Origin of the sequence: Streptomyces sp. NPDC048370 (genome assembly GCF_043200825.1) — a bacterium.
GTDB lineage: Bacteria > Actinomycetota > Actinomycetes > Streptomycetales > Streptomycetaceae > Streptomyces.
This window is the reverse complement of the sequence record NZ_JBICYI010000004.1, coordinates 121,460-148,229: the sequence shown is the minus strand read 5'-3', so window position 1 is coordinate 148,229 and position 26,770 is coordinate 121,460. Positions and strand designations below refer to the sequence as shown.

The following is a 26,770-nucleotide window of genomic DNA, read 5'->3' as shown; positions in this document are numbered from 1 at the left end:
GAACCCGAGATGGGGAAGGCGTACATCGTCGGCGTCGGGATGACGAAGTTCGAGAAGCCCGAGACGCGCGACTGGCAGTACTGGGACATGGCCCGCGAGGCGGGGACGGCGGCGCTCGCCGACGCCGGGATCTCGTACGAACAGGTCCAGCAGGTCCCCGTCGGCTACTGCTTCCAGGCCTCCACGGCCGGGCAGCGGGCCGCCTACGAACTCGGCCTGACCGGCGTGCCCGTCTACAACGTCAACAACAACTGCGCGACGGCGTCGACGGCGCTGATGATGGCCCGGCAGTTCGTGGAGGGCGGGATCAGCGACTGCGTCCTCGCGCTCGGCTTCGAGAAGATGGCGCGCGGGGCTCTGGGCGGGGGCTCCGACGGGGGTGCCCGCGGCGGAGCCGCTGATGTCGGGGGCAAGACGTCGCCGGTCGCCCGGCACTACGGGATCATGGCCGCCGGCCACGGCTTCGAGATGTCCCCGCCGACCGCGCAGATCTTCGGCAACGCGGCCCGCGAGCACATGGAGCGGTACGGGACGACGGAGGTCCAGCTCGCCGCAGTCGGCGCCAAGAACCACCAGCACTCGGCGAACAACCCCAACGCCCAGTTCCAGGACGTGTACTCGGTCGACGAGATCCTCGCCGCCAAGACCATCCACCGGCCGCTGACGAAGCTGCAGTGCTCGCCCACCTCCGACGGATCGGCGGCGGCGGTCGTGGTCTCCGAGCGGTTCGTGGTCGAGCACGGGCTGCACGACAAGGCCGTCGAGATCGCGGCGCAGGCGATGACCACGGACACCGAGGACTCCTTCGCGTCCGGTTCCTGCATCGACGCCGTCGGCCGGCCGATGTCCCGCGCCGCGGCCCGGCAGGTCTACGAGAGGTCGGGCCTCGGCATCGAGGACGTGGACGTCGTCGAACTCCACGACTGCTTCTCCATCAACGAGCTGCTGACCTACGAGGCCCTCGGCATGTGCGAGGAGGGCGCGTCCGGGAAGCTCGTCGAGTCGGGTGCGACGACGTACGGGGGCCGGTGGGTCGTGAACCCGTCGGGCGGACTGATCTCCAAGGGGCATCCTCTGGGGGCCACCGGGCTCGCCCAGGCCGCCGAACTGGTCTGGCAGCTGCGGGGCGAGGCGGGGCCGCGCCAGGTCCCGGGGGCGCGCGTCGGCCTCGCGCACAACATCGGGCTCGGCGGGGCGGCGGTCGTGACGATGCTCCGGCGGTCGTGACGGTGCTCCGGCGGCGCTCGGGGGTCGTGACCATGCTCAGGCGGTCGTGACGATGGTCCGGAGGTCCTAGGACCTTTCCCAGGACTGTTCCTAGGACCGATTTCCGATGTACGGGGCAAGGAGTCTCTGCGACCATCACACGCATGGTCAACGCCGAGTCCGCCGAGTCCGCCCACGCGCAGTCCACCGCGATACCCCCGACCCCCGGCCCGCGCACCTGGCTCGTGGTGCTCGCCGCGTGCGCGGGGCAGTTCCTGGTGGTCCTCGACGTCTCGGTGGTGAACGTCGCCCTGCCGTCGATGCGGGCCGACCTCGGCCTCTCGACGCTCGGACTGCAGTGGGTCCTCAACGCGTACTCCATCGCCTTCGCCGGGTTCATGCTGCTCGGCGGGCGGGCGGCCGATCTCTTCGGCCGCAAGCGGATGTTCCTCCTCGGCCTCGGTCTCTTCACGGCGGCCTCGGTCGCGGGCGGGCTCGCGCAGGAGGGTTGGCAACTGGTCGCCGCCCGGGCCGTGCAGGGCCTCGGCGCCGCGGTGCTCGCGCCCGCGACGCTCACCATCGTGACCGCCGCCGTACCCGCCGGGCCCGCGCGGACCCGGGCCATCGGCACGTGGACGGCCGTCGGAGCCGCCGGCGGCGCGGCGGGCGGCTTCGTCGGCGGTGTCCTCGTCGACCTGCTCAACTGGCGCTGGGTGCTCCTGATCAACGTTCCCGTCGGCGTCCTGGTCCTGGTCGGCGCCGCGCTGTGGCTGAGCGAGAGCCGCACCGGCGCCGGCCGACGGCTCGACCTCCCGGGCGCCGTCCTCGTCACCGGCGGCCTCGCCTCCGTCGCGTACGGCATCGTGCAGACGGAGGAGGGCGGCTGGGGCGCCCCGGCGACCCTGGTTCCGCTCCTCGGCGGCCTGGCCCTCCTCGGGGTCTTCGTCGCCGTCGAGGCGCGGACGGCGGCCCCGCTGATGCCGCTGAAGCTCTTCCGTTCGCGGGCCGTCTCGGCCGCCAACGTGTCGATCCTGCTCGCCGGTTCGACCTCCTTCGGCATGTGGTTCTTCATGACCGTGTACGCCCAGAACGTCCTCGGCTACACCCCTCTGCAGGCGGGCCTCGCCCTGGTCCCCAGCTCGGTCAGCGTCATCGTGGGCTCCAAGCTGGCTCCGCGTCTGATGCCGACCACCGGCGCCCGCAACCTCGCGGTCATCGGCGCCCTCGTCGCCGCGACCGGCTTCGGCTGGCAGTCCACGATGACCGCCGACGGCACCTTCCTGACCACCATCCTGGGCCCCGGGATCCTGATGATGGCCGGCATCGGCCTGCTCACGACCCCGCTCGCCACCCTCGCCACGTCGAGCGCCGCGCCCGCCGACGCCGGTCTCGTCTCGGGCCTCGTCAACACCTCCCGCACGATGGGCGGCGCGCTCGGCCTCGCCGTCCTCTCCACCGTGGCCGCCGCCCGCACGGCCGGCGGCACGAGCCCCGAGGCCCTGACGGAGGGCTACGCCGTGGCCTTCCGCACGGCGACGGGCGTCCTCCTCACGGCGGCGCTCCTGATGCTGCTGTGGCTCCCGAGCGACGGGAAGACGCGCTCCGGCAAGGCGTGATCCGGTCCCTCCGACCTCGCGTGCCGGCGGTCGGGGGACGAGGGTGAGGGGCGCCCCGCCGGCGCCCCCTGACGCGCCGCCGTCAGGGGGTTCGGGGGTCCTCGCGGAGTGCGGCCGCGGCGAGGGCCGGGTCGACGACCGTCTCGCCCCGGAGGGCCTGGCGGACGGCGGAGGCCAGCTCCTCCACCGGGCCGTCCTTCACCAGGAACCCGGCCGCCCCGGCCTCCATGGCCCGCCGGAGGTACCCCGGCCGGCCGTAGGTCGTCAGGATCAGGACCCGGCAGTCGGGGACCTCGTCGCGGAGGTCCGCGGCGGCGTCGATGCCGGAGCGGCCGGGCAGGTCGACGTCCAGGAGCGCCACCTCCGGCCGGCTGTCCAGCGCCGCGGCCACCACCTCGTCGCCCCGCCCCACCTGCGCGACGACCTCGATGTCCGGCTCCATCCCGAGCAGCAGCGCGAGCGCGCCCCGCGCCGTGCCCCCGTCCTCGGCGAGGAGGACTCTCACGGACTTGCCCGGGCGGTGGTCCTGAGGCATCTCGTTCACGAGAACAGCGTAGGGCGGAAGGCGCGCCCGCGCCGTCCCGCGACGCGCTCGCGCAGGAGCCCGCCCCACACGGGCGCCACGGGCGCCCGGCGAACTGACGCACCGTCAGTCATCGCCGCCGGAGGGCTTCTCAACTCATCCCCGCTCGGCTATACATGAGGATCACCGACCTAGAACGCGTTCTAGAACGGAGAACGGGCGCGTACGGGACGGTCCCGCACGGCCTCGGTGCGGCCGACGGTGCGGACGGTCGCATCGAGGTCTTCCACACGTCCACGATCCTCACGGATCTCCAAGGAGCAGCATCCCCATGCCCATTGATGCCGCCAAGGCCGTCGCCGCCGAGCCCCGCAGCGCCGAGATCACCTGGGACCACAAGGACGTCCAGCTCTACCACCTGGGACTGGGCGCCGGTACCCCGGCGACCGACCCCGGAGAGCTCCGCTACACCCTCGAATCCAGGCTCCACGTCCTGCCCAGCTTCGCCACCGTCGCCGGCGCCGGCATGGGGGTCGTCGGCGGGCTCTCCGCGCCCGGCGTCGACATCGACCTCGCCGCCGTCCTGCACGGCGGCCAGACGATCACCCTCCACCGGCCGGTCCCCGTCAGGGGCGGCGCCGTCACCACCTCCCGCGTCGCCGCCGTGTACGACAAGGGCAAGGCGGCCGTCCTCGTACTGCGTTCCGAGGTCGCCGACGACGAGGGACCGCTGTGGACCAGCGACGCCCAGATCTTCGTACGCGGAGAGGGCGGCTGGGGCGGCGACCGCGGACCCTCCGAGCGGCTCGAACTCCCGGACCGGGAGCCCGACAAGACCGTCGAGCGTCCCGTACGCGAGGACCAGGCGCTGCTGTACCGGCTCTCCGGCGACTGGAACCCCCTCCACGCCGACCCCGAGTTCGCCGCGCTGGCCGGCTTCGAGCGGCCGATCCTGCACGGACTCTGCACCTACGGCATGACCCTCAAGGCGGTGGTGGACACGGTGCTCGGCGGCGACGTCGCCCGCGTCCGCTCGTACCGCACCCGCTTCACCGGGATCGTCTTCCCCGGCGAGACCCTGCGCATCCGGATGTGGACCGGGGACGGCCGCGTCCAGGTGTCGGTCACGGCCGTGGAGCGCGACGACGCTCCCGTGCTCGCCGACACCCTCGTCGAGTATTCCTGATCGGGCGATTGGAGCCGCACCATGCGCGCAGCCGTACTGCACGAGATCGGCCAGGACAAACTGGAGGTCCTCGACGACGTCGAGGCCGTGGGATTCGGCCCCGGCAAGGTCAAGATCAGGGTCAGGGCGACCGGACTGTGCCACTCCGACGTCTCCGCCATGAGCGGCGTGCTCCCGCAGCCCGCGCCGTTCATCCCCGGCCACGAGGGCGCGGGCGAGATCATCGACGTCGGCGACGGGGTCACCGGGCTGACCGAGGGGCAGCGGGTGCTGCTGTGCTGGCTGCCCGCGTGCGGTGTCTGTCCGGCCTGCAAGCGCGGTCAGACCCAGCTCTGCCTGGCCGGATTCATGAACGCCGGCACCCCCAACTTCCGTAGGCCCGGAGGGGAGGTATTCGGCTTCGCAGGTACGGGCACGTTCACCGAGGAGGTCGTCGTCGACGCCGGCTGCGCCGTCCCGATCCCCGACGACGTGCCCTACGACATCGCCGCGCTCATAGGCTGCGGCGTGACGACCGGGCTCGGTGCGGCCATCAACACGGCGAAGGTGGAGGCCGGTTCCTCGGTCGCGGTCATCGGCTGCGGCGGCGTCGGCATCTCCGCGATCCAGGGCGCCAAGCTCCAGGGGGCCGCCCAGATCGTCGCCGTCGACCCGGTCGAGTCCCGGCGCGAGGCCGCCCTCCGCTTCGGCGCGACCGAGGCAGTCGCCCCCGACGCGCTCGCCGACGCCAAGCAGCGCGTCACCGCCGGCGAGGGCTTCGACTACGTCTTCGAGGTCGTCGGCAAGTCCGCCACCGCCCGTACCGCGTACGAGACGACCCGGCGCGGCGGCACCCTCTGCGTCGTCGGCGCGGGCGCGCTCGACGACTTCCTGCAGCTCAACATGTTCGAGCTGTTCTTCGACGAGAAGAAGATCCTGCCGTCGATGTACGGGGGCGGTGACGTGCTGCGCTCTTACGAGCGGGCCATCGCGCTCTGGCGGGCCGGCCGGATCGACCTGGAGTCCCTGATCACCCACCGGGTGCCGCTCTCCGGGATCAACGAGGCGCTGGAGCAGATGCGTACGGGTGTCGCGCTGCGCACCTGCATCGAGATCTGAGAGGACGCGAATCGATGTCACTCCCTCTTGAGGGGCTGTCCGCGATCGTCACCGGCGCAGGCCGGGGCCTGGGCAGGGCCGAGGCGCTCGAACTCGCCCGGCTCGGCGCGGCCGTGGTCGTCAACGACTACGGGCAGCCGGGGCGCGACGGCTCGGGCGAGGCGTCGGCGGCCCCCGCCGAGGAGGTCGCCGAGGAGATCCGCGCGACGGGCGGCCGGGCGGTCGCGCACCTGGGCGACGTCGCCGACTTCGCGACCGCGCGGAGCCTGGTGGAGCTGGCGGTGGAGGAGTTCGGGAAGCTGGACATCCTGGTCAACAACGCGGGCATCCTGCGGGACCGGATGGTCTTCTCGATGAGCGAGGAGGAGTGGGACTCGGTGATCCGGGTCCACCTCAAGGGCCACTTCAACACCACGCACTTCGCGGCGGTGCACTGGCGGGGGCGGGCGAAGGCGGGTGAGTCCGGCGTGTACGGCCGGATCGTGAACACCTCGTCGGAGGCGTTCCTCGCGGGCTCGGCGGGTCAGCCGAACTACGCGGCGGCCAAGGGCGGCATCGTCGGGCTGACGACGTCGACGGCGCTGGCGCTCGCGAAGTACGGCGTCACGGCGAACGCGATCTGCCCGCGGGCGCGGACCCGGATGACGGAGGACGTCTTCGCGGGCTTCGCGGAGCCGGGGGAGGGGGAGCTGGACGCGCTGGCGCCGGAGCACGTGGCGCCGGTCGTGGGCTATCTCGCGTCCCCCGCGGCGGCGGCCGTCAACGGCCAACTGCTCGTCGTGCACGGCGGGATGGTCGCGATCGTGGAGCGCCCGAAGGTGTCGGCGAAGTTCGACACGGCGAAGGACGCGTTCACGTACGAGGAGCTGGACGGGCTGCTGTCCCCGCACTACGCGGGACGCCCAGCGGGCGAGACGTTCGCGGCGGCGGAGGTCCTGGGGCTCAAGCGGGGGTGAGGACGGGGGGCTCCCCCGGAGACGAGAGCGGCCCCGGAGGGGATGCCCCGGGGCCGTTCTCGTTGGTTGCGGCTGGTCCTGCTCGTCCTTCTCGGTCCTACTGGTCCGCGTCGCGGCGGTGGCGGCCGTGGGGGGAGGACGTGGAGTCCTCCGACGGCGCCGCCTCGCCGCGATGCCTTCCGGAGCCCTCCGGCTCCGAGCCGTCCGTACGCGCTTCCGACATGGTGGAACTCACCCCGTAAAGATCGCTGTTGCCGTGCGGCCGAGATTCTAACGAGCGGCTTTGCGGTCGGCGAGGGGAGCCTGCTGAAGCGGTACGGGGCGGCAGACGCGCGGCTCGACCGTGACCGCGACCGGCTCCGGGTCCGGCGGGACCGTCAGGCCGGCGAGCCCGCAGGGCGTGTCCCGCGTCGCGTACGGAAGCCGCAGCTCGCCCTCCGGCGTCCAGACGCCCGAACCGGCCATCCACCCGGCGGGCACGGCCAGTTGGTGCATCCGGCGGCCGTTCGGCCGCCACATCCCGACCCAGCTCCCGGCCGCCGCGTCGATCCGCAGCGCCACCGAGCAGCTCTCCGGAAGCAGCACCTGCCCGGGCTGTACGGCGAAGGGGGTCACCGCCGCGTCGTCGAGCCGCAGGCACTCGGGGAACCGGATCGGCAGCAGACTGCCGAGGACGCCCCAGCCGAGCCGCTCGTGTCCCGGTGACGGGGCGTCGGAGCGGATGAGCAGCAACCCACTGTCGGGGTCGGCCAGCAGTAGCCGGTCGTCGCTCTCCTCGGTGATCTGGAGCAGCGGCGTCACCTCGCCCCCGCGCTCCAGGTCGACCGCGACCGCCTTCACGGGGGCGCCGTCGAGGCACCGGTCGAGGGCCAGCATCCGTCCCGTGCGGTCCAGCCAGACGCCGCCCGTGCAGCGGCCCTTGACCTCCGCGACCTGCTCGGGGCCGAACGCGCCGCCCGCCACCAGCCAGATCGTGGTGGTGTCCGCCCCGACGCACATCGCGTAGCCGCAGATCCCGTCGGGGGAGGGCGGCAGGAGGACGAGCTCCTCGGCCTCGACTGCGCCCAGGGGCAGTTGGCCGGTCCCGGGCCCCGTCGGGTAGAGCAGCGAGAACGTGTGCCGCCGGCCGTCCACGCGCCGACCGATCAGCACCCGGCCGTCCGCGAGCGGCAGCAGCTGGGTGTGGGCCTCCTCGGGCTGGTCGAGCGGGAGCGGCACGGCGTACGGCTCCGGCCCGTCCAGCGTCCACCGCTCCGCGTACAGGGCGTCCCCCGTGCCGGCGAGCCGCGCCGCGTACGCGCCGTTCGCCGTGATCGTGAATCGCGCCGGCCGCACCGCGCCGCCGTCGTCCGTCGTTGTCTCGATGGCACAGGCTGTCATCGACTCGTCACCTCCGGCCACCGAAGCTAGTTTTCGCACTTCCTGCCGAACAACACGAGCCCGGTCACTTCACACATAAGGGTGGCCGTGAATCGATTCTGCTGAGGGGAGGGGGCCGGGTGTGCTGGAGAGTTGAGTGGTGCGTAAGGTAAGGCGATCCTAAGTGGAGCCTGTGACTCCGGGTGTGGGCCTGTGCCGCGACCGGGCCGCGCACCGGCTTCCGAGCCGCCCTCATCGCATCCGTACAGGAGTCGTCCCATGTCCCTCCGCCGCCGCGGCACCGCCGCAGCCGTCGCCCTCGCCGCCGCGCTCTCCCTCGCGGCCTGCGGAGGTGGCGCCGACGCACCGGCCGCCACCTCGGAAAAGAAGGACGGCGCCGCCAAGAAGGACGTCGCCACGGGCGGCAAGGACTTCGGCGACGCGGCGGCCAAGACCGCGGCCATGGGGACGGACGCCAAGCCCGGCCAGTTCCCGCGCACCCTCACCCACGCGCTCGGCAGGACGGAGATCACCGCCGCCCCCAAGCGGGTCGTCGTCCTCGACGTCGGCGAGCTCGACAACGTCGTCTCGCTCGGGATCAAGCCCGTCGGCTACGCCCCCGCCGAGGGGGACGATGGCATCCCCACGTACCTGCAGAAGGACGCGGGCGCCCCCAAGTCCGTCGGCACGATCAACAACCTCAACCTCGAGGCGATCGCCAACCTCGAGCCCGACCTGATCCTCGGCAGCCAGCTGCGCGCCGCGGACAAGTACGACGAGCTCTCGAAGATCGCCCCCACCGTCTTCTCCATCCGCCCCGGCTTCACCTGGAAGGAGAACTACCTCCTCAACGCCGCGGCCCTGGACAAGACCGCCGACGCGAAGTCGAAGCTCGCCGACTACGAGACCAAGGCGAAGCAGCTCGGTACGGACCTCGGCCCGAACAAGCCGACCATCTCCATGGTCCGCTACCTCCCGGGCAAGATCCGCCTCTACGCCAAGGCGTCCTTCATCGGCACGATCCTCGAGGACACCGGCCTGCCCCGGCCCAAGAACCAGCAGGTCGACGAGCTCGCCGCCGAGATCAGCCCCGAGAAGATCGACCAGGCCGACGCCGACTGGATCTTCACCGGCGTCTACGGCGACCCGAAGGCCACCAAGCGCGACACCGCCCAGGCCAACCCGCTGTGGAAGAACCTGAAGGCGGTCAAGGCCGGGCAGGCCAAGGACGTCCCGGACGAGACCTGGTACCTGGGCCTCGGCGTGACCTCGGCGAACAGCGTCCTCGACGACCTGCGCGCCCAGCTCGTGAAGAAGTAGAGGTCGAAGCCCGGGCAGCGTCCTCGACGGTTGTCCACAGGCAGGACGGCGGGGCGCGGGGGCCAGGTAGCCTTTCCCTCGTGCCCCGTCTGTCTGAAGTCATCGCCGCGCTCGACGCCCTCTGGCCGCCCGAGCGGGCCGAGGAGTGGGACGCCGTCGGCACGGTCTGCGGTGATCCCGACGCCGAGATCACCCGCGTCCTCCTCGCGGTCGACCCCGTCCAGGAGATCGCGGACGAGGCGATCGCGCTCGGCGCCGACCTGATCGTCACCCATCACCCGCTCTATCTGCGCGGTACGACGACGGTCGCCGCCTCCCACTTCAAGGGCCGCGTCGTGCACACGCTGATCAAGCACGACATCGCCCTGCACGTGGCGCACACCAACGCCGACACCGCCGACCCCGGCGTCTCCGACGCCCTCGCCGGCGCCCTCGACCTGCGCGTCGTCGGCCCCCTGGTCCCCGAGAACAACCTCGGGCGGATCTGCGAGCTCGACCACCCCGAGACGCTGGGCGAGTTCGCGGCCCGCGCCGCGAAGCGGCTGCCCGCCACCGCGCAGGGCATCCGCGTCGCCGGAGACCCGGGGATGACGGTCCGCCGGGTCGCGGTCAGCGGCGGTTCGGGCGACAGCCTCTTCGACGCCGTACGGGCCGCGGGTGTGGACGCCTTCCTCACCGCCGACCTGCGCCACCACCCGGTGTCCGAGGCCACCCAGCACGCACCGATCGGACTGGTCGACGCCGCCCACTGGGCCACCGAGTGGCCCTGGTGCGAGCAGGCGGCCGCCCAGCTCGACGAGATTTCCGACCGCCACGGCTGGGACCTGCGCGTCCACGTCTCGAAGACGGTCACCGACCCTTGGTCCTCCCATCACACCTCCCCTGGAGCCCCCAACTGAACGCCGCGCCCGCCGACCAGATCCGACTCCTCGACGTCCAGGCCCTTGACGTCCGTCTCCAGCAGCTCGCCCACAAGCGCAAGTCCCTGCCCGAGCACGCCGAGATCGAGTCGCTGACCAAGGACCTCACCCAGCTGCGCGACCTGCTCGTCGCCGCGCAGACCGAGGAGAGCGACTGCGCCCGCGAGCAGACCAAGGCCGAGCAGGACGTCGACCAGGTGCGCCAGCGCGCCGCACGGGACCAGCAGCGGCTCGACTCCGGTGCCGTCTCCTCCCCGAAGGACCTGGAGAACCTCCAGCGCGAGATCACCTCGCTCGCCAAGCGCCAGGGCGACCTCGAGGACATCGTCCTGGAGGTCATGGAGCGCCGTGAGTCCGCCGCCGAGCGGGTCGCCGAGCTGACCGAGCGCTCCTCCTCCGTCCAGACCAAGGCCGACGACGCGACCGCCCGCCGCGACACGGCGCAGGCCCAGCTCGACGGCGAGGCCGCGTCGATCGGCAAGGAGCGTGAGCTCGTGGCCGGTTCCGTCCCGGCCGACCTGCTCAAGCTCTACGAGAAGCTGCGCGAGCAGCAGGGCGGCGTCGGCGCTGCCCGGCTGTACCAGCGCAAGTGCGAGGGCTGCCACATCGAGCTGAACATCACCGAGCTGAACGAGGTCCGCGCGGCCGCGGCCGACACGGTGGTGCGGTGCGAGAACTGCCGCCGGATCCTGGTCCGCACGTCGGAGTCCGGCCTGTAATGACGGCCAGGAGCGGAGCGGCCCGCGAGGTCGTCGTCGAGGCCGACGGAGGCTCCCGGGGCAACCCGGGGCCCGCCGGTTACGGTGCGGTGGTCCTGGACCCGGTCACCGGGGAGACCCTCGCCGAGCGCGCCGAGTACATCGGCGTCGCGACCAACAACGTGGCCGAGTACAAGGGCCTGGTGGCCGGTCTCAAGGCGGCGCGCGAGCTCTTCCCGGACGCCAAGGTGCACGTCCGGATGGACTCCAAGCTGGTCGTCGAGCAGATGTCGGGGCGCTGGAAGATCAAGCACCCGGACATGAAGCCGCTGGCGGCGGAGGCGGCCCGGATCCTCCCGGCGAGCCAGGTCAGCTACGAATGGATCCCGCGCGAGAAGAACAAGCACGCGGACCGGCTCGCGAACGAGGCGATGGACGCGGGCAAGCGCGGCAAGCAGTGGGAGCCGTCGGCGTCCACGGCCGCCCTGGACACCTCGGCGGCCCGCAACGCTTCCGCGGCGCCGTCCGTCGCCCCCTCGGGCCCGCCCGGCGACGCGACGGCGGGCGCGGCCCGCGCACGGGCGGCCCTGGCGGGCTCCGGTACGAGTGCGGGTACGGGCTCCGGTTCCGTGACGCGTACGGGCTCGGGTGCGGTCCGGTCCGACGACGGGCTCTTCCCCGCCGACGAGACCGTCGCGGCGCAGGCCCGTGCCGCCCTGGCGGCGGCCGGCGCGGCCGAGCGCGAGTCCGCGGCGAGCGGCGACTTCGAGGCAGAGGCGTCGGCGGCATCGGCTCAGCTGTCCGCGCAGGCATCGGCGCAGGCGTCCGCGCCCGGCGCCGCCGCTTCCTCCGCCGCCCCGGGCTGGGGGTCCGCCGACATGGGGGCTCCGGCCACGTTCGTCCTGCTGCGGCACGGCGAGACCGCGCTCACGCCCGAGAAGCGGTTCTCCGGCAGCGGAGGCACCGACCCCGAGCTGTCCACCGCCGGGCTGCGCCAGGCCGACGCCGTCGCCGCCGCACTCGCCGCGCGCGGCACCATCCAGGAGATCGTCAGCTCGCCGCTGAAGCGGTGCCGCCAGACCGCGGAGGCGGTCGCCGCCCGCCTCGGACTCGACGTACGGATCGAGGACGGGCTGCGCGAGACCGACTTCGGCGCCTGGGAGGGCCTGACCTTCGCCGAGGTGCGCCAGCGGTACGCCGAGGACCTCGACGCCTGGCTCGCCTCGCCCAAGGCCGCCCCGACCGGCGGCGGCGAGAGCTTCGCGACCGTCGCCCGCCGCGTCTCGACGACCCGGGACCGGCTGACCGCCGCGTACGCGGGCCGCACGGTCCTCCTCGTCACGCACGTCACGCCCATCAAGACCCTGGTCCGGCTGGCCCTCGGCGCCCCGCCGGAGTCGCTGTTCCGGATGGAGCTGTCGGCGGCCTCGCTGTCGGCGGTGGCGTACTACGCGGACGGCAACGCCTCCGTACGGCTCCTGAACGACACCTCGCACCTGAGGTGACTCCGACCCGGACGTGAGCCGGACGACGTGAGGAGGGGGTGGGGGCACGGAATCACGTGGCCCCACCCCCTCCGTCCGTAGCACCATCGTCGGCATGACGTGGCACTTCACCGAGGACGCCGCCGCCTTCCGCGCCGCCGCCGACGACCACTTCGCCGCCGACCCCGCGCGCAACACCATGCTGCTGACCCTCGGCGAGGGCGCGCGTCGACGGCCCGTCGAGTCCGCCCGGTACGGCTGGTGGACCGATCCGGACGGCCGGGTCACCGGCGCCTTCCTGCTCACGCTGCCCCACCAACCGATTCTCGGACCGATGCCCGTCGTGGCCGCCCGCGCCCTCGCCCTTGTCCTGCCGGACGCGGCGGAGGTGACGACCGTACGGGGCGAGGTGGAGACGGCCGAGGCGTTCGCCCGGGAGCTGTGCCGGGGGTCCGGCAGGGCCTGGAGACCAGCAACGCGCTCTACCGGCGGCTGGGGTACCGCCCCGTGACCGACCACGTCGGCCTGGTGATCAGCTGACGACCGAGCCCCGAACCCCGCGGTCGGCGCGGCAATCCGGTCAGCGGGACCGCAGGCTCGCCGCCTCGCGCGCCAGGGATTCCACCCGGCCCCAGTCGCGGGCCGCGAGGGCGTCGGCGGGCAGCATCCACGTACCGCCGACGCAGCCCACGTTGGGCAGCGACAGGTACGACGGGGCCGAGCTCAGGGAGACGCCGCCGGTCGGGCAGAACCGGGCCTGGGGGAGCGGGCCGGCGAGCGACTTCAGGTACGGGACGCCGCCCGCCGCCTCGGCAGGGAAGAACTTCATCTCGCTCACCCCGCGTTCGAGGAGCGCGACGACCTCCGACGTGGTCGAGACGCCCGGCAGGAACGGCACGCCGGAGGCGTTCATCGCGGCCAGCAGGCTCTCGGTCCAGCCGGGGCTGACCAGGAAGCGGGCGCCGGCGCCGACCGCGTCCACGACGCCGGCCGGCGAGATGACGGTGCCCGCGCCGACGACGGCGTCCGGGACCTCGGCGGCGATCGCCCGGATCGCGTCGAGCGCGGCAGGCGTCCGCAGGGTCACCTCGATCGCGGGCAGACCGCCCGCGACCAGGGCACGGGCCAGCGGTACGGCGTCGGCGGCGTCCTCGATCACCACGACCGGGACGACGGGAGCGAGGTCGAGAACGGAGGGCAGCGCGGAGGTCATGGCCTCATCCTGCCCGCACGCGACAACCTGCGCAACGAGCGTTGCGCAGAGTGCAACGCCCTCCGTCTCCCGCCCTCCGTTCCGACGTCCTAGTGGATCTCGTCCACCAGCACGTCCAGGGCTCCCGCCTTCCCCTCCTCCACCACGTACTTCAGGTCCCGCAGCGCCTCCACCAGCTGCGCCGGGTCCTTCGGGGCCGCGCCCGCCTCCAGCAGGCTGCGGACGATCCGGCCCTTCGTCGCCTTGTTGAAGTGGCTGACCACCTTCCGCGTCGGCGCGTGCAGCACCCGCACCGTCGCCGTCCGCGCCGCCACCTCACCCTTCGGCTTCCACGCCGACGCGTACGCCGAGGACCGCAGGTCCAGGACGAGCCCGTCCCCGGCGGCCTCCGGCATGACCGTCGCCATCGCGTGCCGCCAGTGCGCGACCAGCGCGCCGAGCCCCGGCAGCTTCACGCCCATCGAGCAGCGGTACGAGGGGATCCGGTCGTCCACCCGTACCGCACCCCACAGCCCCGAGAACACCAGGAGCGAGTTCCGCGCCCGCTTCCGGGCCGCCGGGTCGAGCGTCGCCAGGCCGAGCGCGTCGTACAGGACGCCCGTGTAGATCTCACCGGCCGGCCGGGCGCCGGCCGTCCGCAGCTCCGTGTTCTTGGCGACCTCGCCGCGCAGCCCCTCGCTCAGCCCGAGCACCTCGCGGGCCTTCTCCTCGTCGGCGACGCACAGCTCGACCAGCTCCTCCAGGACCGCCGCCCGCGCCTCGGCAAGCCCCGGCAGCGACAGCGACTCCGGCTTGAGCGGCGCCCCGCGCCCCGACGCGGCCTTACCCTCCGACGGCGGCAACAGCACAAGCACGGTGGTTCTCCTCTGTACGACCAGGTGCTGGGGGTGCGGCCCCAGAGCCTTCAGCCTACAAAGTGCCGGGCCCCGCCCTCCGCCATACGCTCGGTCCATGCCCCGCCGCCACCTTCACGTGACCGGCGCAGCCGAGGCTCCGCTGCGGGCCGCCCTGCGCGCACTCCGTACCGAGCTCGCGATCCCCGACACCTTCCCGCCGGCCGTCCTCGCCGAGGCGCAGGCCGCGGCCAAGGCGCCCCGCCTGCCCGGCCTCGACGCCACCGACATCCCCTTCTTCACGATCGACCCGCCGACCTCCACGGACCTGGACCAGGCCATGCACCTGGCGCGCCGCGCCGACGGCGGCTACCGCGTCCACTACGCCATCGCCGACGTCGCCGCCTTCGTCGCGCCCGGCTCCGCGCTCGACGCCGAGGCCCACCGCCGGGTCCTCACCCTCTACTTCCCCGACGGCAAGGTGCCCCTCCACCCCGCCGTCCTCTCCGAGGGCGCCGCGAGCCTCCTGCCCGGAGAACCCCACCCGGCCCTGCTGTGGCGGATCGACCTCGACCCCGAAGGCCGCCGCGTCGCCACCGACGTGCGCCGCGCGCTCGTCCGCAGCCGCGCCAAGCTCGACTACGCGGGCGTACAGCGGCAGATCGACTCCGGTACGGCGGAGGAACCGCTCGCCCTCCTGCGGGACATCGGGCGGCTCCGCGAGGCCCTCGAAGTGGAACGCGGCGGGATCTCCCTCAACGTGCCCGAGCAGGAGATCGCCGAGCAGGACCATACGTACGCGCTCCACTACCGCGCCCCGCTGCCCGCCGACGGCTGGAACGCCCAGATCTCACTGCTGACCGGAATGGCCGCCGCCGACCTCATGACCGCCGCCGGCACCGGGATCCTGCGGACGCTGCCCACCGCGCCCGTCGGCGAGGTCGCCCGGCTGCGGCGCTCCGCGCACGCCCTCGGGGTCGACTGGCCGCACCACGTCTCGTACGCCGACGTCGTCCGCTCCGCCGACCCCACCGACCCGCGCCAGGCCGCCTTCCTCCAGGAGTGCACGACGCTGCTGCGCGGCGCCGGCTACTCCGTCTTCACCGACGGCCATGTGCCCACGCCCGCCGTCCACGCGGCCGTCGCCGACGAGTACACGCACTGCACCGCGCCGCTGCGCCGGCTCGTCGACCGGTACGCGGGCGAGCTCTGCGTCTCCGCGGTGGCGGGGGAGGAGCCGCCGGAGTGGGTACGGGCGGCGCTCCCCGCCCTCCCCGACGAGATGGCCGGGGGCTCGCGGCGCGCCAACACCATCGAGCGCGAGTCCGTCGACATCGTCGAGGCGGCGCTGCTCGCCGGGCGGATCGGCGAGGTCTTCGACGCGTACGTGATCGATGTGAAGGAGCGCGAACCGGCCGTCGGGACCGTCCATCTGGACGATCCCGCGGTGGTCGCCCGGATCGAGGGTGGCACGGCGCCGCTGCCGCTCGGGGAGTGGCTGCGGGTCCGGCTCACGCAGGCGGAACCGGGGTCGGCGAAGGTCGAGTTCGCGCCGGCGTGAGCTTCGGCGTGAGCTTCGGCGTGAGCGCCTGCGCCTGCGGCGGGGTGGGTGCGTCGGCGGGCGCCGGGGCCGGTGTCCGAGTCAGCGCGCGGTACAGAGCCCGGGCGTCGTCGGCGTGGCAGCGCACGATCCGCACCGGGCGGGGCGCGCCGAGGAAGCGGGGTGCGTTCACCGGCTCGGTCAGCTCGATCGTGAGGGAGGTCTGCGAGCCGACGGCGAGGTTCAGCTCCCCTTCGGTCTTCTCGTGGGTGAAGACCAGCTCGTGCCGGATGGAGGCGATCCGGTCGAGCGGGACGAGGACGTCGACGTGGGCGCCCTGCCGCAGCCGGAGCGCGTCGGCGGTGAGGAGGTGCGGGCGGACGACGGAGGCGGCGTGCAGCCCGAGGACGAACAGCACCGTGTACACGTCCAGGACGAGCACGATCGCGTGGACGACGGGCCAGTCGCCGAGCAGGTACGACATGCCGACGGTCTCGACGAGACAGACGAACGCGAAGCCGTACATCAGGGCGGCCTGGTCGCGGGCGTGCGGGAAGACCTGGTCGTCGGGGCGTACGCCGACGCGCCGCCTGCCGAACCACAGGACGAGGCTCGCCATCAGCCGCAGCTCGTGCCCGACGAGCCGGAGCACGGGCTCGGGCACCAGCTCCCCGAGGGCCCGCCGGGCGGAGCGCTCGCGCCGCCAGAGCCGGACGAAGACGACGGTGCCGGTGAGGAACAGGGCCATGCCGGTGAGCTCGGCGGCGGCGAGCGCGGCCGGCGGTATCCGTACCCCGGCGACGAGCAGGACCAGGAGGACGATCTCGGCGGGGAGGAAGGCGTAGGCGAAGCCGCGCATCACGCGGATGACGGCGGTCATCGGGTCCGCTCCCGCAGCACGCGGAAGGCGTGGTGGAGGGCGGCGGCCTGGGCGGGGGAGAAGTCGCCGAAGAAGGCCTCGGTGAGCCGCCCCTGCGGCAGGCCCTGCTCGCCGATGTCCGCGACGAGCGAGTCCGGCAGGATGTCGGCGAGCGCCTGTCCGGCCTCCGCCACACGCGGGTCGTCGATGTCGGTGTCCTCGTCGGCGAGGGCGTCGAGCCGCGTGTAGACGTCGTGGGCGCGGGCGACGGCCTTCGGGTCCTCGGTCATGGAGCGCATCGCGCCGATGAGCCGGGAGCGGTCCTCGTCCGGCGTCACGGTGTCGAGCAGGGCGAGGATCTCCCGGTCCTTGGCGGCCATCGGGGAGTCGGGCACCTCGCCGAGGCCCGCGAACAGTCCGGCCAGCTCGGGCGAGACGGGCCCCTCGGCGGTCAGCCGCCCGGCCCGCGCCTCCCCGAGCAGCTCGGCGAGGCGCGCCCGCCGCTCGCGGATCTCGGTCTCCTGCCGCCCGAGATCGGCGTCCAGCTCCTCCAGGACCTCGACCAGCTCCCGCCCCTCGTCGTCGGCGAGCACGTCCCGGACCTCGTCGAGGCCGAGCCCGAGCTCGGCGAGGCGCCGGATCCGGGCGAGCAGGACGGCGTCGCGGATGCCGTACTCGCGGTAGCCGTTGGCCCGCCGTACGGGCTCGGGCAGCAGCCCGAGGTGGTGGTAGTGCCGCACGGCCCGCGGGGTGATCCCGACGAGCGCGGCGATCTCGCCGATTCGCATGAGCCCAGTACAAACCCTGACGCTGCGACAAGGTCAAGCGGGCGCGGCCGGCCGGGTAGCATGGTCGGCACGGCAGACGAGCCGGGCGGGCGGCCGCGTGGGGATCCTCGGATCCTCCCGAGGAACGTCCGGGCTCCACAGGGCAGGGTGGTGGCTAACGGCCACCCGGGGTGACCCGCGGGACAGTGCCACAGAAAACAGACCGCCGGGGACCTCGGTCCTCGGTAAGGGTGAAACGGTGGTGTAAGAGACCACCAGCGCCTGAGGTGACTCAGGCGGCTAGGTAAACCCCACCCGGAGCAAGGTCAAGAGGGGACACCTCGGTGTCCCTGCGCGAACGTTCGAGGGCGGCCCGCCCGAGTTCGCGGGTAGACCGCACGAGGCCGGCGGCAACGTCGGCCCTAGATGGATGGCCGTCACCCCGACGACCGCGAGGTCCCGGGGTACAGAACCCGGCGTACAGCCCGACTCGTCTGCCCCTCAGTACCGCGGCCGCCCTCGACGCGGCGGGCCGCTAATCGGCCAGCGCCTTCCTGAATTCCTGCATCCTCTTGACCTCGTTGATCTTTTCCGCCCCGGCGAATTGAGCCATGTGGGCCAGGAGCTCGCTCTGGTTCTCCATCCTGAGCAGGAACTCGGCCATTTCCTCCTTCCTGACCGCTTCGCGGAACTCGCCCTCGGTCAGCATCGTCAGGCCGTCATCCTTCGTCGTATCGCTCCGCTCGATCGCGACGATCTCGTAGGGCGCGGCCTGCTTCGCCATCCATCCCTTCTCGGACTGAGACCCCTTCTCCAGATACTTCCGCTTGATCCGGATGGTGAACACGTACGCGAACCGGGATTCCGAAGCGAAGATGGTGGCGACCTTGGGATCCGAGGTGAACTCGATCAGCTGGGCCGTTTCCTCGTTCCTGGTCTGATGCAGATATCCGTCGACGTGCTCGCGATCGGGCTTCGTGGCGTTCTCGTCGGGTTCCTTGAGGATTTTCTGGAAGCTGACGAAGGAGCCTCGGATCATCTCCTTCACGAGCCACTTCTTCTGTGTGGGCGTCACGCCCCGCTTCAGATAGACCTCCTCCTCGCTGTCTCCGGACAGTCCGGCGACGTGGTCCTCACCGCTGGAACCAGGAACCTCGTCCTGCAGATCGAACTTTCGACCGCCCTCGGCCTGCCCGTCCTCAGGAGCCGCGGGCATCCGCTGTACGGCCGAGGAGCCGGAGTGGCTGTGGCCGTGGGCGTGTGCCCCGTGGGCGTGGGCTCCGACGGCGTGCGCGTCGGCCTGCTCGGTCGCGTGCCTCTGCACCGGAGCCGACATGACCTTGGTCGCGGTCGCCTCGGCCTCGCGCTCGAAGCGGTCCGACGGATCCGAGACGCGCAGGCCGTCACCGTGGTCGGTGCCCGACACCGGGCCCGAGCTCTGCTGGATGACGTGGGTGAGCTCGTGCGCGAGGGTGTGGTCGTCGGATCCGCCGTCGCCGACGACGATGTGGTTGGCGCTGGTGTAGGCGCGGGCGCCGACCTCGGCCGCGGAGGCGCGGGCGGCGGAGTCGTCGTGGATGCGGACATGACTGAAGTCGGTGCCGAAGCGTGTCTCCATGTCGGCGCGGGTGGAGTCGTCCAGCGGTTTGCCCGGCTTCCGCAGGACGTCGTGGACGGTCGACCGCTGCACATCGGTTTCCTCGGCCGGAAGTTGGCCGGAGTCGCGCAGCATCTGCACCACGGCCGCATTGCCCAACGTGGTCTGGAGGCCGAGCAGACCGTGGGGATGGTCGTGGGCTTCGGCGGAGGGCGAGGAGGCGCCGTGCTTCTTTTGGCGGGCGTTGTCCTCTTCGTGGGCGCGCATGGTGAGTCTCCCCGGACGGCATGATGTGTGACGCCGAGTTGACGACAAGTCTCGGCGGCGCGCCAGGTACGCGGGGGCAGCGTCGGGGGCAGCGTCGGTACCCCTCCTGTGCGGACGCCTGATCGCCGAGGGACGTGGTCCCGCCGCCAGGGGATCAGAAGAGCGGCAGCGTCTCTTCCGGTGCCATGCCCGTCGGGTCGCCGGAGCCGGACTGCAGCTCCAGCTGCCAGGCGGTCGCGTGGGCGAGCGGCAGGTGGGTCTCCGAACCGGCGCACAGCACCAGGGACTTCCGCTCGCGCTTGTGGTCGACGACCACGCCGTGGCCCAGTCTCTTCGTGGGCATGAGGGCGACGGCGCGTCCGCAGACGGGGCAGGCAGCTCGGGGTAGGGGCATGGCACCAGGATGACGTACGGGACTGACAGCGGGCCGGTCAGGCGGTGCGTCAGGCGGGAGTCACGCGGTGCGTCCGTCGGTGCGTCAGGCGGTGACTCAGGCTTCCAGGGAGCGTTCCGCCACCCGCCGGACGTGGCCCGCGAAGACCTCCGGCGCGTCCGGGGTCAGCGTCCGCAGCGCCACCATCGCCGTGATGATGACGTCGCACAGCTCCGACTCGACGTCCTGCCAGGTGTGGGTCGTGCCCTTGCGCGGGTTCTGGCCCGTCGCGCCGATGACGGCCTCCGCCACCTCGCCGACCTCCTCCGAGAGCTTCAGGACGCGCATCAGGACGTCCTGTTCCGGCGGGAGGGTGTGATGGGCGGAGATCCAGGAGGCGAGGCGGTCGATGGTGTTCCACGGGTCGGTCATGGGGCAGAAGCCTGCCAGCTCGTCCAGGTGGCCGAGTGCCGCCACCGGAGCGCGCCACACCTCCGGCCCGGGTACCCGGCGATCGGGGCGCGGCGGTGTACGGGTAGGGCCATGACGATCCCCGTGGACCGACTCAGCGACCCCGCCGTGCGTGACTTCGTCACGGCCCTCAACGCCAACGACCAGCAGGCCTTCCTCGCGGCCCTCACCCCCGACGCCACCATGTCCGACGACGGCTCGGACCGGGACATCGCCGAGTGGACCGAGAAGGAGATCTTCTCCTCGCGCGGCCACATGGAGATCGAGTCCGAGAAGGACGGCGGGCGCGCCCTCGTCGCCCGCTACCGCAACGACACCTGGGGCGAGATGCGGACCGGCTGGCGCTTCGAGGTGAAGGACGGAAAGATCGCCCGCTTCGAGACCGGGCAGGCGTAGCCCCCGTCAGGGCGGAGCCCCCGGCTCCGCCCCACCTCCGGGCCTGGGGCCTGTCCGGCGGATCAGGGTCGGACAGGCCCTAGCCCCGCCCGATGTACGGCATCGTCGTCGCCATCACCGTCGCGAACTGCACGTTCGCCTCCAGCGGCAGGCCCGCCATGTGGACCACCGTGGCCGCCACGTCCGCCGCGTCCATCACCGGCTCCGCCGCCAGCCGGCCGTCGGCCTGCAGGATGCCCGTCTGCATCCGTGCCGTCATCTCCGTCGCCGCGTTCCCGATGTCGATCTGGCCGCAGGCGATCCGGTACGGTCGCCCGTCCAGCGACAGCGACTTCGTCAGGCCCGTCATCGCGTGCTTCGTCGCCGTGTACGCGATCGAGTGCGGGCGCGGCACGTGCGCCGAGATCGAGCCGTTGTTGATGATCCGGCCGCCCTGCGGCGACTGCTCCTTCATCGCCCGGAAGGCCGCCTGGGCGCAGAGGAAGGAGCCCGTCAGGTTGACGTCCACGACCGAGCGCCAGGTCTCGTAGGACAGCTCCTCGACCGGGGTACCGCCGCCCGCGAACGTACCCGCGTTGTTGAAGAGCAGGTCGACCCGGCCGAACCGGTCCCGTACCGACTCGAAGAGTGCCGTCACCGCCTCCGGCGACGTCACGTCCGTCGGGACGCACAGGACGTCGGACGGTGACGCGGACGCCGCCGCCGTCTCCTCCAGGGGCTCGCTCCGGCGGCCGGCGAGCGCCACCGACCAGCCCGCCCCCGCCAGGGCCAGGGCCACACCCCGGCCGATGCCCGACCCCGCTCCCGTCACCACTGCGATGCGCGACTCAGTGCTCATGGGCGCGCAGCGTACGGGAGATCGGTGCACAGGGAACTCATCCGTCCGACACGCGGATGTTCTGTACCCGACAACCCAGGGTCGTTCCGCCCCACTCCAATGCCTCACGGACAACATCCGTCAGGGGAGGGGCATATGACGCACGCGCAGATACCCACAGGTTCCGTACCGGCCCATACCGACGAACTCCGCGCCGCCGCCCGCCACTTCGGCCGCCGCCGCTTCCTCACCGCCACCGGCGCCGCCGCCGCGCTCGCCTTCGCCGTCCAGCTGCCCGCCGCGGGCGCCGCGAGCGCCGCCGAGCTGAACCCCCGCCGGATCACCGAGAACCCGTTCACCCTGGGGGTGGCATCCGGCGACCCGCTGCCCGGCTCCGTCCTCCTGTGGACCCGGCTCGCGCCCCGCCCCTTCGAGCCCGACGCCGGACTGCCCCGCACCCGGGTCGCCGTCCGCTGGGAGCTCGCCCACGACGAGCGCTTCACCCGGGTCGTACGGCGCGGCAGCGCCACCGCGCACCCCGAGTTCCACCACAGCGTCCACGTCCCCGTCGACCACCTCGACACGGACCGCGTGTACTACTACCGGTTCCTCGTCGGCGACTGGACCAGCCCCGTCGGCCGCACCCGTACCGCCCCCGCCGCCGGGGCCCGGCTCTCCGAGCTCAGGATCGCCGCCGTCTCCTGCCAGGCGTACCACGACGGTTACTTCACCGCGTACCGGCACCTCGCCCAGGAGGACGTCGACGTCGTCTTCCACCTCGGCGACTACCTCTACGAGTACGCCGTCAACGCCACCGGCGGCGCCCGCGCCTACACCGACCGCAGGCTCCCCGCCGTCTTCAACCGGGAGACGATCACCCTGGAGGACTACCGGCTGCGGTACGCCCTCTACAAGTCGGACCCCGACCTCATGGCCGCCCACGCCGCGCACCCCTTCGCCGTCACCTGGGACGACCACGAGACCGAGAACAACTACGCGGGCGGCACCCCCGAGAACGACGTGCCGCCCGAGGAGTTCCTGCTCCGCCGGGCCGCCGCCTACCGCGCCTACTGGGAGAACCAGCCTCTCCGCAGGCCCCAGCAGCCCGAGGGGCCCGACATGCGGCTCTACCGTCGGCTCCGCTTCGGGCGGCTCGCCCAGTTCGACATCCTCGACACCCGTCAGTACCGCTCCGACCAGGCGTACGGCGACGGCTGGCGCGTCCCGGGCCCCGAGTCCGAGGACCCCTCGCGCACGATGACCGGCGCCACGCAGGAGCGGTGGCTGCTCGACGGCTGGAGCGCCTCCCGCGCGCTGTGGAACGTCGTCCCGCAGCAGGTCGTCTTCGCCGAGCGGCGCGACGTGCCGACGGCCGCCTTCAAGCTCTCCATGGACTCCTGGGACGGCTACCCGGCCTCCCGGCAGCGGATCCTGGACGGCGCGGCGGCGGCCGGCGTCGAGAACCTGATGGTGCTCACCGGCGACGTCCACGTCGGCTACGGCCTCGACATCAAGGCCGACCACCGCGACCCCGCCTCCCGCACCCTCGGCACCGAGATCGTCGCCACCTCGATCGCCAGCGGCAAGGACGGCGCCGACCGGCCCGCCAACTACGACAATCTCACCGCCGCCAACCCGCACCTGAAGTTCTACAACGGGCGGCGCGGCTACGTGACGGTCGCGCTCGGCCAGGACAGCGCCCGCGCCGACTTCCGTACGGTCGCGGCCGTGACGACCCCGGGCGCTCCGGTCACCACGGCCGGCTCCTACGTCACGGAGGCGGGGAACCCCGGGCTCAAGCCCGCATAGCGAGTTCCTGGGGGTAGCGGACGCCGATGCGGTGCCGTACCGCGTCGAGCGTCCGCATCACCGCCAGCGAACCGTCCAGCGGTACGAGCGGGGACTCGGTCAGGCCCTCGCGCAGGCAGCGCATGACCTCCTCCGCCTCCGGGCGGAGGGACTGCCGGTCGCGCTCGGGGGCGTCGCCCTCCAGCACGAACTCCTCCGGCTCCTCGCCGTGGCGCCGCAGCGTGAACCGGTCGGGGAAGAAGAAGCCGTGCGGGAGGTCGATCCTGCCCTCCGACCCCGTCACGGACGCGGTCATCGGGGTGTCCGCCACGACCGAGCAGGACAGCAGGGCGGAGGCGCCAGACGACCAGCCGAGGAGGATCCCCGTGTTCAGGTCCACGCCCTCGGGCGAGAGCAGCGCGTGCGCCTGGACGGTGTCGGGCTCGCCGAGCAGCAGCTGCGCGAAGGAGACCGGATAGACGCCGAGGTCCAGGAGCGCCCCGCCGCCGACCGCCGGGTCGCGCAGCCGGTGGTCCGGGGCGAACGGGCCGGCCAGCCCGAAGTCCGCCTGGACGGTCCTGACCTCACCGATCGCCCCGTCCGCGACCAGCTCCGCGAGGCGCCGGACCAGCGGGTTGCAGTACATCCACATGGCCTCCATCAGGAAGAGACCACGGTCCCGGGCGAGCGCGACCAACTCCTCTGCCTCGCGCGCGTTCAGGGTGAGAGCCTTCTCGCAGAGGACCGCCTTGCCCGCCTCAAGGGCCAGCCCGGCGGCCTCCCGGTGCGCGTGGTGCGGGGTCGCCACGTACACCACGTCGACGTCCGGGTCCGCGACGAGCGCGGACCACTCCCCGTACGCCTTCGGTATCCCGAACCGGTCGGCGAAGGCCCGCGCCGACGCCTCCGTACGGGAGGCCACGGCCACCACCTCGGCGCCGTCCGTCGCACGCAGCTCGTCGGCGAACTTCGCCGCGATCCCGCCGGTCGCCAGCACGCCCCACCGCACGGTCTTTCCCATGCCCGACCCCATGCCCGATCCCGTGCCCGACCCCATGTCCCACCCCAGAAAGGTCTCGACCTGTCCCGTCGAGCTGAGAGCATAGGGAAAGTTTCAACGAAATGGAGCAGTCGATGCCGGAGAGCGGCCAGCCCACGAAGCAGGGATCACCAGGACACATATCCGCCGGCCCCGCCGCCTCCGCACGGCGGGCGGGCCTGCTCGTCACGCTCGTCCTCGGCGGTCTCACGGCGCTCCCGCCGCTCTCCATGGACATGTACCTGCCGGCCCTCCCGGAGGTCACCGAGGTACTCCGCGCGCCCGCCGCGACCGTCCAGCTGACCCTGACCGCCTGCCTCGCCGGCATGGCGCTCGGCCAGCTCGTCGTCGGCCCCATGAGCGACAAGTGGGGGCGCCGCCGCCCGCTCCTCATCGGCATGCTCGTCTACGTCGCCGCCACCGCGGTCTGCGCCTTCGCGCCCACCGTCGAACTGCTCATCACCTTCCGGCTGCTCCAGGGCCTGGCGGGCGCGGCCGGCATCGTGATCGCCCGGGCCGTCGTCCGCGACCTGTACGACGGCGTCGAGATGGCCCGGTTCTTCTCCACCCTGATGCTGATCTCCGGCGTCGCCCCGATCATCGCCCCGCTCATCGGCGGCCAGATCCTGCGGATCACCGACTGGCGGGGCGTCTTCCACGTCCTCGCCGTCATCGGCGTCCTGCTGACCCTGGTGGTCTGGAAGTGGCTGGGCGAGACGCTGCCGCCCGAGCGGCGGCACGAGGGCGGGGTCGGCCAGGCGCTGCGCACCATGCGCGGGCTCCTCGCGGACCGGGTCTTCACCGGCTACGTCCTGGCCGGCGGCCTCGGCTTCGCCGCGCTCTTCGCGTACATCTCGGCCTCCCCCTTCGTCGTCCAGGAGATCTACGGCGCCTCGCCGCAGACCTTCAGCCTCCTCTTCGGCCTCAACTCCATCGGCCTCGTCGCCGTCGGCCAGATCAACGGCAAGCTGCTCGTCGGCCGGGTCAGCCTGGACAAGGCGCTGGGCTGGGGCCTCGCCGTGATCGTGCTCGCAGCGGTGGCGCTGCTGCTCATGACGAGCGGGGTCTTCGGGAAGCCCTCGCTCGCGGCCGTCGCCGCCGGACTCTTCGTCCTGATGTCGGCGATGGGTCTCGTCCTGCCCAACACCAACGCGCAGGCGCTGATGCGCACCCCGCACGCGGCCGGTTCGGCCTCCGCGCTCCTCGGCACCTCGTCGTTCCTCATCGGCGCGGTCGCCTCGCCGCTCGTCGGCATCGCGGGGGAGGCCACGGCCGTGCCGATGGCCGTCGTCCAGCTGGTGTGCGCGGCAGGTGCCCTCGCCTGCTTCCTGGGGCTCTGCCGGCCTTGGCGGTCCGCCTAAAATGTGGAGGTGAACGCCTCCACCCCCCTTGCCTCCGGTGACGCGCTGCGCGCCGCGCTCGCCGGACTCCTCGACGGGCTGCCGCCGCGCCAGGCGGCCCAGGCCGTCGACCGGCTGATCGCCAACTACCGGGGGACCACCCCGACGGACACCCCGGTGCTGCGCGACCGTTCCGACGTCGCCGCGTACGCCGCGTACCGGATGCCGGCGACGTTCGAGGCGGTACGGGCTTCGCTCGACGCCCTGCGGGACGCGGCGCCCGCCTGGGAGCCGGCCACGCACACCGACGTCGGCGGCGGCACCGGCGCCGCGAGCTGGGCGGTCGCGGAGGCCTGGGACGGCGCCCCGCGCACGAGCGTGCTCGACTGGGCGGAACCGGCCCTCGCCCTCGGGAAGGAGCTCGCCGAAGGGGCCTTCGCCGCGGAGTGGCGACGGGCCCGGATCGGCGGGGCCCTGCGGCTCGACGCGACGGACCTGGTGACCGTCTCGTACGTACTGAAGGAGCTGACCGAGGCCGACCGGACGGCGCTCGTGACCGAGGCGGCGCGGGTCGCGCAGGCGGTCGTGATCGTCGAGCCGGGCACGCCCGACGGCTACGAGCGGATCATCGCCGCGCGCTCCCTCCTCGTCGAGGCGGGCTTCACCGTGGCCGCGCCGTGCCCGCACAGCGGGACCTGCCCGATCGAGCCGGGCAAGGACTGGTGCCACTTCGCGGCCCGGGTGAGCAGGTCGTCGCTGCACCGGAAGGTGAAGGGCGGTTCGCTGCCGTACGAGGACGAGAAGTTCAGTTACGTGGCGGCCACCCGGTTCCCCGTCGCCCCGGCGGCCTCGCGGGTGGTCCGGAAGCCCCAGACCCGCAAGGGCCTGGTCCTGCTCGACCTCTGCGGCCCCGAGGAGACCGGGCTGACCCGCGAGACGGTCACGAAGCGCCACGGGGCCCTGTACAAGGCGGCCAGGGACACCGAGTGGGGGGGGGGGGGGGGGGGGGGGGGGGGGGGGGGGGGGGGGGGGGCCGGGGGCCGCGCGCGGGCCCCCCCCCGCCCCCCCGCGCACCGCCCCCACACCCCCCCCCCCCACACACCA

25 protein-coding genes, 1 other RNA gene and 1 pseudogene are annotated in these 26,770 nt (G+C 72.8%); 16 read left to right on the top strand and 11 right to left on the bottom strand.

Annotation, left to right across the window (positions count from 1 at the left end; genetic code table 11):
• Positions 1-9 precede the first annotated feature (9 nt).
• Positions 10-1,227: a lipid-transfer protein gene (locus tag ACGFYP_RS11490; RefSeq protein WP_393489820.1), complete on the top strand. Its 1,218-nt coding sequence runs from the start codon at positions 10-12 to the stop codon at positions 1,225-1,227.
• Between the two features lie 143 nt (positions 1,228-1,370).
• Positions 1,371-2,822 carry an MFS transporter gene (locus tag ACGFYP_RS11485; protein ID WP_393489814.1) on the top strand — a complete coding sequence of 484 codons (1,452 nt, stop codon included), beginning with the start codon at positions 1,371-1,373 and terminating at the stop codon, positions 2,820-2,822.
• Positions 2,823-2,916: 94 nt separating this feature from the next.
• Here the strand turns inward: ACGFYP_RS11485 and ACGFYP_RS11480 are convergent.
• Positions 2,917-3,357, bottom strand: a pseudogene (locus ACGFYP_RS11480) (response regulator); the annotation flags it as partial.
• A gap of 319 nt (positions 3,358-3,676) precedes the next feature.
• Here ACGFYP_RS11480 and ACGFYP_RS11475 point away from each other — a divergent pair.
• From ACGFYP_RS11475 to ACGFYP_RS11465, 3 genes are read left to right on the top strand one after another with little or no spacing between them, the layout of a single operon-like run.
• Positions 3,677-4,531: a MaoC/PaaZ C-terminal domain-containing protein gene (locus ACGFYP_RS11475; protein WP_393489809.1), complete on the top strand. Its 855-nt coding sequence runs from the start codon at positions 3,677-3,679 to the stop codon at positions 4,529-4,531.
• Between the two features lie 21 nt (positions 4,532-4,552).
• Complete coding sequence (locus ACGFYP_RS11470) at positions 4,553-5,629, top strand: Zn-dependent alcohol dehydrogenase (protein ID WP_361968397.1); 1,077 nt, start codon at positions 4,553-4,555, stop codon at positions 5,627-5,629.
• 14 nt (positions 5,630-5,643) lie between these two features.
• Complete coding sequence (locus ACGFYP_RS11465; protein WP_361968399.1) at positions 5,644-6,585, top strand: 3-oxoacyl-ACP reductase; 942 nt, start codon at positions 5,644-5,646, stop codon at positions 6,583-6,585.
• A 270-nt stretch (positions 6,586-6,855) separates the two neighbouring features.
• Here ACGFYP_RS11465 and ACGFYP_RS11460 read toward each other — a convergent pair whose 3' ends face one another.
• The gene (locus tag ACGFYP_RS11460) at positions 6,856-7,965 is read right to left on the bottom strand and encodes a hypothetical protein (protein WP_393489798.1); all 1,110 of its coding nucleotides are present in this window, start codon (positions 7,963-7,965) and stop codon (positions 6,856-6,858) included.
• Positions 7,966-8,223: 258 nt separating this feature from the next.
• On the opposite strand from ACGFYP_RS11460, the gene ACGFYP_RS11455 reads away from it, so the two are divergent.
• The 5 genes from ACGFYP_RS11455 to ACGFYP_RS11435 all read left to right on the top strand — a co-directional run bounded on the left by ACGFYP_RS11455 (position 8,224) and on the right by ACGFYP_RS11435 (position 12,877).
• A complete protein-coding gene (locus ACGFYP_RS11455) occupies positions 8,224-9,264 on the top strand; it encodes an ABC transporter substrate-binding protein (protein ID WP_393489794.1) in 1,041 nt (346 codons plus the stop codon).
• A gap of 80 nt (positions 9,265-9,344) precedes the next feature.
• Positions 9,345-10,163: a Nif3-like dinuclear metal center hexameric protein gene (locus ACGFYP_RS11450; RefSeq protein ID WP_393489787.1), complete on the top strand. Its 819-nt coding sequence runs from the start codon at positions 9,345-9,347 to the stop codon at positions 10,161-10,163.
• Complete coding sequence (locus ACGFYP_RS11445; RefSeq protein ID WP_393490927.1) at positions 10,160-10,903, top strand: zinc ribbon domain-containing protein; 744 nt, start codon at positions 10,160-10,162, stop codon at positions 10,901-10,903. Before ACGFYP_RS11450 ends, ACGFYP_RS11445 begins: the two co-directional genes overlap by 4 nt.
• Complete coding sequence (locus ACGFYP_RS11440; RefSeq protein WP_393489766.1) at positions 10,903-12,387, top strand: bifunctional RNase H/acid phosphatase; 1,485 nt, start codon at positions 10,903-10,905, stop codon at positions 12,385-12,387. The genes ACGFYP_RS11445 and ACGFYP_RS11440 overlap by 1 nt, the downstream gene beginning before the upstream one ends.
• Positions 12,388-12,481: 94 nt before the next feature.
• Positions 12,482-12,877 (top strand): hypothetical protein, encoded by a 396-nt coding sequence (locus ACGFYP_RS11435; RefSeq protein ID WP_393489761.1) that lies wholly within the window; start codon positions 12,482-12,484, stop codon positions 12,875-12,877.
• A 69-nt stretch (positions 12,878-12,946) separates the two neighbouring features.
• Here the strand turns inward: ACGFYP_RS11435 and ACGFYP_RS11430 are convergent, their stop codons facing one another.
• Positions 12,947-13,579, bottom strand: a complete 633-nt coding sequence (locus ACGFYP_RS11430) for a bifunctional 4-hydroxy-2-oxoglutarate aldolase/2-dehydro-3-deoxy-phosphogluconate aldolase (RefSeq protein WP_393489756.1) — start codon at positions 13,577-13,579, stop codon at positions 12,947-12,949.
• 89 nt (positions 13,580-13,668) lie between these two features.
• The gene (gene yaaA, locus ACGFYP_RS11425) at positions 13,669-14,433 is read right to left on the bottom strand and encodes a peroxide stress protein YaaA (RefSeq protein WP_393489752.1); all 765 of its coding nucleotides are present in this window, start codon (positions 14,431-14,433) and stop codon (positions 13,669-13,671) included.
• A 97-nt stretch (positions 14,434-14,530) separates the two neighbouring features.
• Between yaaA and ACGFYP_RS11420 the strand changes: the two genes are divergently transcribed.
• Positions 14,531-15,973 (top strand): RNB domain-containing ribonuclease, encoded by a 1,443-nt coding sequence (locus ACGFYP_RS11420; RefSeq protein WP_393489747.1) that lies wholly within the window; start codon positions 14,531-14,533, stop codon positions 15,971-15,973.
• Here the strand turns inward: ACGFYP_RS11420 and ACGFYP_RS11415 are convergent.
• A complete protein-coding gene (locus tag ACGFYP_RS11415) occupies positions 15,924-16,832 on the bottom strand; it encodes a hypothetical protein (RefSeq protein WP_393489740.1) in 909 nt (302 codons plus the stop codon). The two genes, ACGFYP_RS11420 and ACGFYP_RS11415, sit on opposite strands and share 50 nt — an antisense overlap.
• Positions 16,829-17,599, bottom strand: a complete 771-nt coding sequence (locus ACGFYP_RS11410) for a MerR family transcriptional regulator (protein WP_393489733.1) — start codon at positions 17,597-17,599, stop codon at positions 16,829-16,831. Before ACGFYP_RS11410 ends, ACGFYP_RS11415 begins: the two co-directional genes overlap by 4 nt.
• Before the next feature lie 77 nt (positions 17,600-17,676).
• Between ACGFYP_RS11410 and rnpB the strand changes: the two genes are divergently transcribed.
• An RNA gene (rnpB, locus tag ACGFYP_RS11405) (RNase P RNA component class A) lies at positions 17,677-18,075 on the top strand.
• 38 nt (positions 18,076-18,113) lie between these two features.
• On the opposite strand, the gene ACGFYP_RS11400 is transcribed toward rnpB, so the two are convergent.
• The 3 genes from ACGFYP_RS11400 to ACGFYP_RS11390 all read right to left on the bottom strand — a co-directional run bounded on the left by ACGFYP_RS11400 (position 18,114) and on the right by ACGFYP_RS11390 (position 20,247).
• Positions 18,114-19,442, bottom strand: coding sequence for a DUF4765 family protein (locus ACGFYP_RS11400; protein ID WP_393489727.1), 1,329 nt, complete (start codon positions 19,440-19,442; stop codon positions 18,114-18,116).
• Between the two features lie 154 nt (positions 19,443-19,596).
• Positions 19,597-19,785 carry a hypothetical protein gene (locus ACGFYP_RS11395; RefSeq protein ID WP_361968425.1) on the bottom strand — a complete coding sequence of 63 codons (189 nt, stop codon included), beginning with the start codon at positions 19,783-19,785 and terminating at the stop codon, positions 19,597-19,599.
• A 147-nt stretch (positions 19,786-19,932) separates the two neighbouring features.
• Positions 19,933-20,247, bottom strand: a complete 315-nt coding sequence (locus tag ACGFYP_RS11390) for a MazG-like family protein (protein WP_393490920.1) — start codon at positions 20,245-20,247, stop codon at positions 19,933-19,935.
• A 111-nt stretch (positions 20,248-20,358) separates the two neighbouring features.
• Here ACGFYP_RS11390 and ACGFYP_RS11385 point away from each other — a divergent pair, with 111 nt between their 5' ends.
• The gene (locus ACGFYP_RS11385; RefSeq protein WP_361968427.1) at positions 20,359-20,682 is read left to right on the top strand and encodes a nuclear transport factor 2 family protein; all 324 of its coding nucleotides are present in this window, start codon (positions 20,359-20,361) and stop codon (positions 20,680-20,682) included.
• Positions 20,683-20,761: 79 nt separating this feature from the next.
• Here the strand turns inward: ACGFYP_RS11385 and ACGFYP_RS11380 are convergent, their stop codons facing one another.
• The gene (locus ACGFYP_RS11380; protein WP_393489713.1) at positions 20,762-21,520 is read right to left on the bottom strand and encodes an SDR family oxidoreductase; all 759 of its coding nucleotides are present in this window, start codon (positions 21,518-21,520) and stop codon (positions 20,762-20,764) included.
• A 135-nt stretch (positions 21,521-21,655) separates the two neighbouring features.
• On the opposite strand from ACGFYP_RS11380, the gene ACGFYP_RS11375 reads away from it, so the two are divergent.
• Entirely contained in the window at positions 21,656-23,308 is a 1,653-nt protein-coding gene (locus ACGFYP_RS11375) for an alkaline phosphatase D family protein (protein WP_393489708.1), read from the top strand.
• Here the strand turns inward: ACGFYP_RS11375 and ACGFYP_RS11370 are convergent.
• A complete protein-coding gene (locus ACGFYP_RS11370; RefSeq protein WP_393489701.1) occupies positions 23,295-24,308 on the bottom strand; it encodes a Gfo/Idh/MocA family protein in 1,014 nt (337 codons plus the stop codon). The two genes, ACGFYP_RS11375 and ACGFYP_RS11370, sit on opposite strands and share 14 nt — an antisense overlap.
• A gap of 113 nt (positions 24,309-24,421) precedes the next feature.
• On the opposite strand from ACGFYP_RS11370, the gene ACGFYP_RS11365 reads away from it, so the two are divergent.
• The gene (locus ACGFYP_RS11365; RefSeq protein WP_361968435.1) at positions 24,422-25,687 is read left to right on the top strand and encodes a Bcr/CflA family multidrug efflux MFS transporter; all 1,266 of its coding nucleotides are present in this window, start codon (positions 24,422-24,424) and stop codon (positions 25,685-25,687) included.
• Positions 25,688-25,696: 9 nt separating this feature from the next.
• Positions 25,697-26,770: small ribosomal subunit Rsm22 family protein (locus ACGFYP_RS11360; protein WP_393489693.1), on the top strand; the 1,074-nt coding region annotated here is incomplete at its 3' end.

What these genes read in the sequence shown, in the direction of transcription:
- ACGFYP_RS11415 (WP_393489740.1), bottom strand. Translation starts at nt 16,832, where the DNA reads ATGACCGCCGTCATCCGCGTGATGCGCGGCTTCGCCTACGCCTTCCTC.
- ACGFYP_RS11420 (WP_393489747.1), top strand. Translation starts at nt 14,531, where the DNA reads ATGCCCCGCCGCCACCTTCACGTGACCGGCGCAGCCGAGGCTCCGCTG.
- ACGFYP_RS11370 (WP_393489701.1), bottom strand. Translation starts at nt 24,308, where the DNA reads ATGGGAAAGACCGTGCGGTGGGGCGTGCTGGCGACCGGCGGGATCGCG.
- ACGFYP_RS11375 (WP_393489708.1), top strand. Translation starts at nt 21,656, where the DNA reads ATGACGCACGCGCAGATACCCACAGGTTCCGTACCGGCCCATACCGAC.
- ACGFYP_RS11440 (WP_393489766.1), top strand. Translation starts at nt 10,903, where the DNA reads ATGACGGCCAGGAGCGGAGCGGCCCGCGAGGTCGTCGTCGAGGCCGAC.
- ACGFYP_RS11475 (WP_393489809.1), top strand. Translation starts at nt 3,677, where the DNA reads ATGCCCATTGATGCCGCCAAGGCCGTCGCCGCCGAGCCCCGCAGCGCC.
- ACGFYP_RS11490 (WP_393489820.1), top strand. Translation starts at nt 10, where the DNA reads ATGGGGAAGGCGTACATCGTCGGCGTCGGGATGACGAAGTTCGAGAAG.
- ACGFYP_RS11380 (WP_393489713.1), bottom strand. Translation starts at nt 21,520, where the DNA reads ATGAGCACTGAGTCGCGCATCGCAGTGGTGACGGGAGCGGGGTCGGGC.
- ACGFYP_RS11485 (WP_393489814.1), top strand. Translation starts at nt 1,371, where the DNA reads ATGGTCAACGCCGAGTCCGCCGAGTCCGCCCACGCGCAGTCCACCGCG.
- ACGFYP_RS11365 (WP_361968435.1), top strand. Translation starts at nt 24,422, where the DNA reads ATGCCGGAGAGCGGCCAGCCCACGAAGCAGGGATCACCAGGACACATA.
- ACGFYP_RS11400 (WP_393489727.1), bottom strand. Translation starts at nt 19,442, where the DNA reads ATGCGCGCCCACGAAGAGGACAACGCCCGCCAAAAGAAGCACGGCGCC.
- ACGFYP_RS11470 (WP_361968397.1), top strand. Translation starts at nt 4,553, where the DNA reads ATGCGCGCAGCCGTACTGCACGAGATCGGCCAGGACAAACTGGAGGTC.
- ACGFYP_RS11460 (WP_393489798.1), bottom strand. Translation starts at nt 7,965, where the DNA reads ATGACAGCCTGTGCCATCGAGACAACGACGGACGACGGCGGCGCGGTG.
- ACGFYP_RS11455 (WP_393489794.1), top strand. Translation starts at nt 8,224, where the DNA reads ATGTCCCTCCGCCGCCGCGGCACCGCCGCAGCCGTCGCCCTCGCCGCC.
- ACGFYP_RS11465 (WP_361968399.1), top strand. Translation starts at nt 5,644, where the DNA reads ATGTCACTCCCTCTTGAGGGGCTGTCCGCGATCGTCACCGGCGCAGGC.
- ACGFYP_RS11390 (WP_393490920.1), bottom strand. Translation starts at nt 20,247, where the DNA reads ATGACCGACCCGTGGAACACCATCGACCGCCTCGCCTCCTGGATCTCC.
- ACGFYP_RS11385 (WP_361968427.1), top strand. Translation starts at nt 20,359, where the DNA reads ATGACGATCCCCGTGGACCGACTCAGCGACCCCGCCGTGCGTGACTTC.
- ACGFYP_RS11410 (WP_393489733.1), bottom strand. Translation starts at nt 17,599, where the DNA reads ATGCGAATCGGCGAGATCGCCGCGCTCGTCGGGATCACCCCGCGGGCC.
- ACGFYP_RS11435 (WP_393489761.1), top strand. Translation starts at nt 12,482, where the DNA reads ATGACGTGGCACTTCACCGAGGACGCCGCCGCCTTCCGCGCCGCCGCC.
- ACGFYP_RS11430 (WP_393489756.1), bottom strand. Translation starts at nt 13,579, where the DNA reads ATGACCTCCGCGCTGCCCTCCGTTCTCGACCTCGCTCCCGTCGTCCCG.
- ACGFYP_RS11395 (WP_361968425.1), bottom strand. Translation starts at nt 19,785, where the DNA reads ATGCCCACGAAGAGACTGGGCCACGGCGTGGTCGTCGACCACAAGCGC.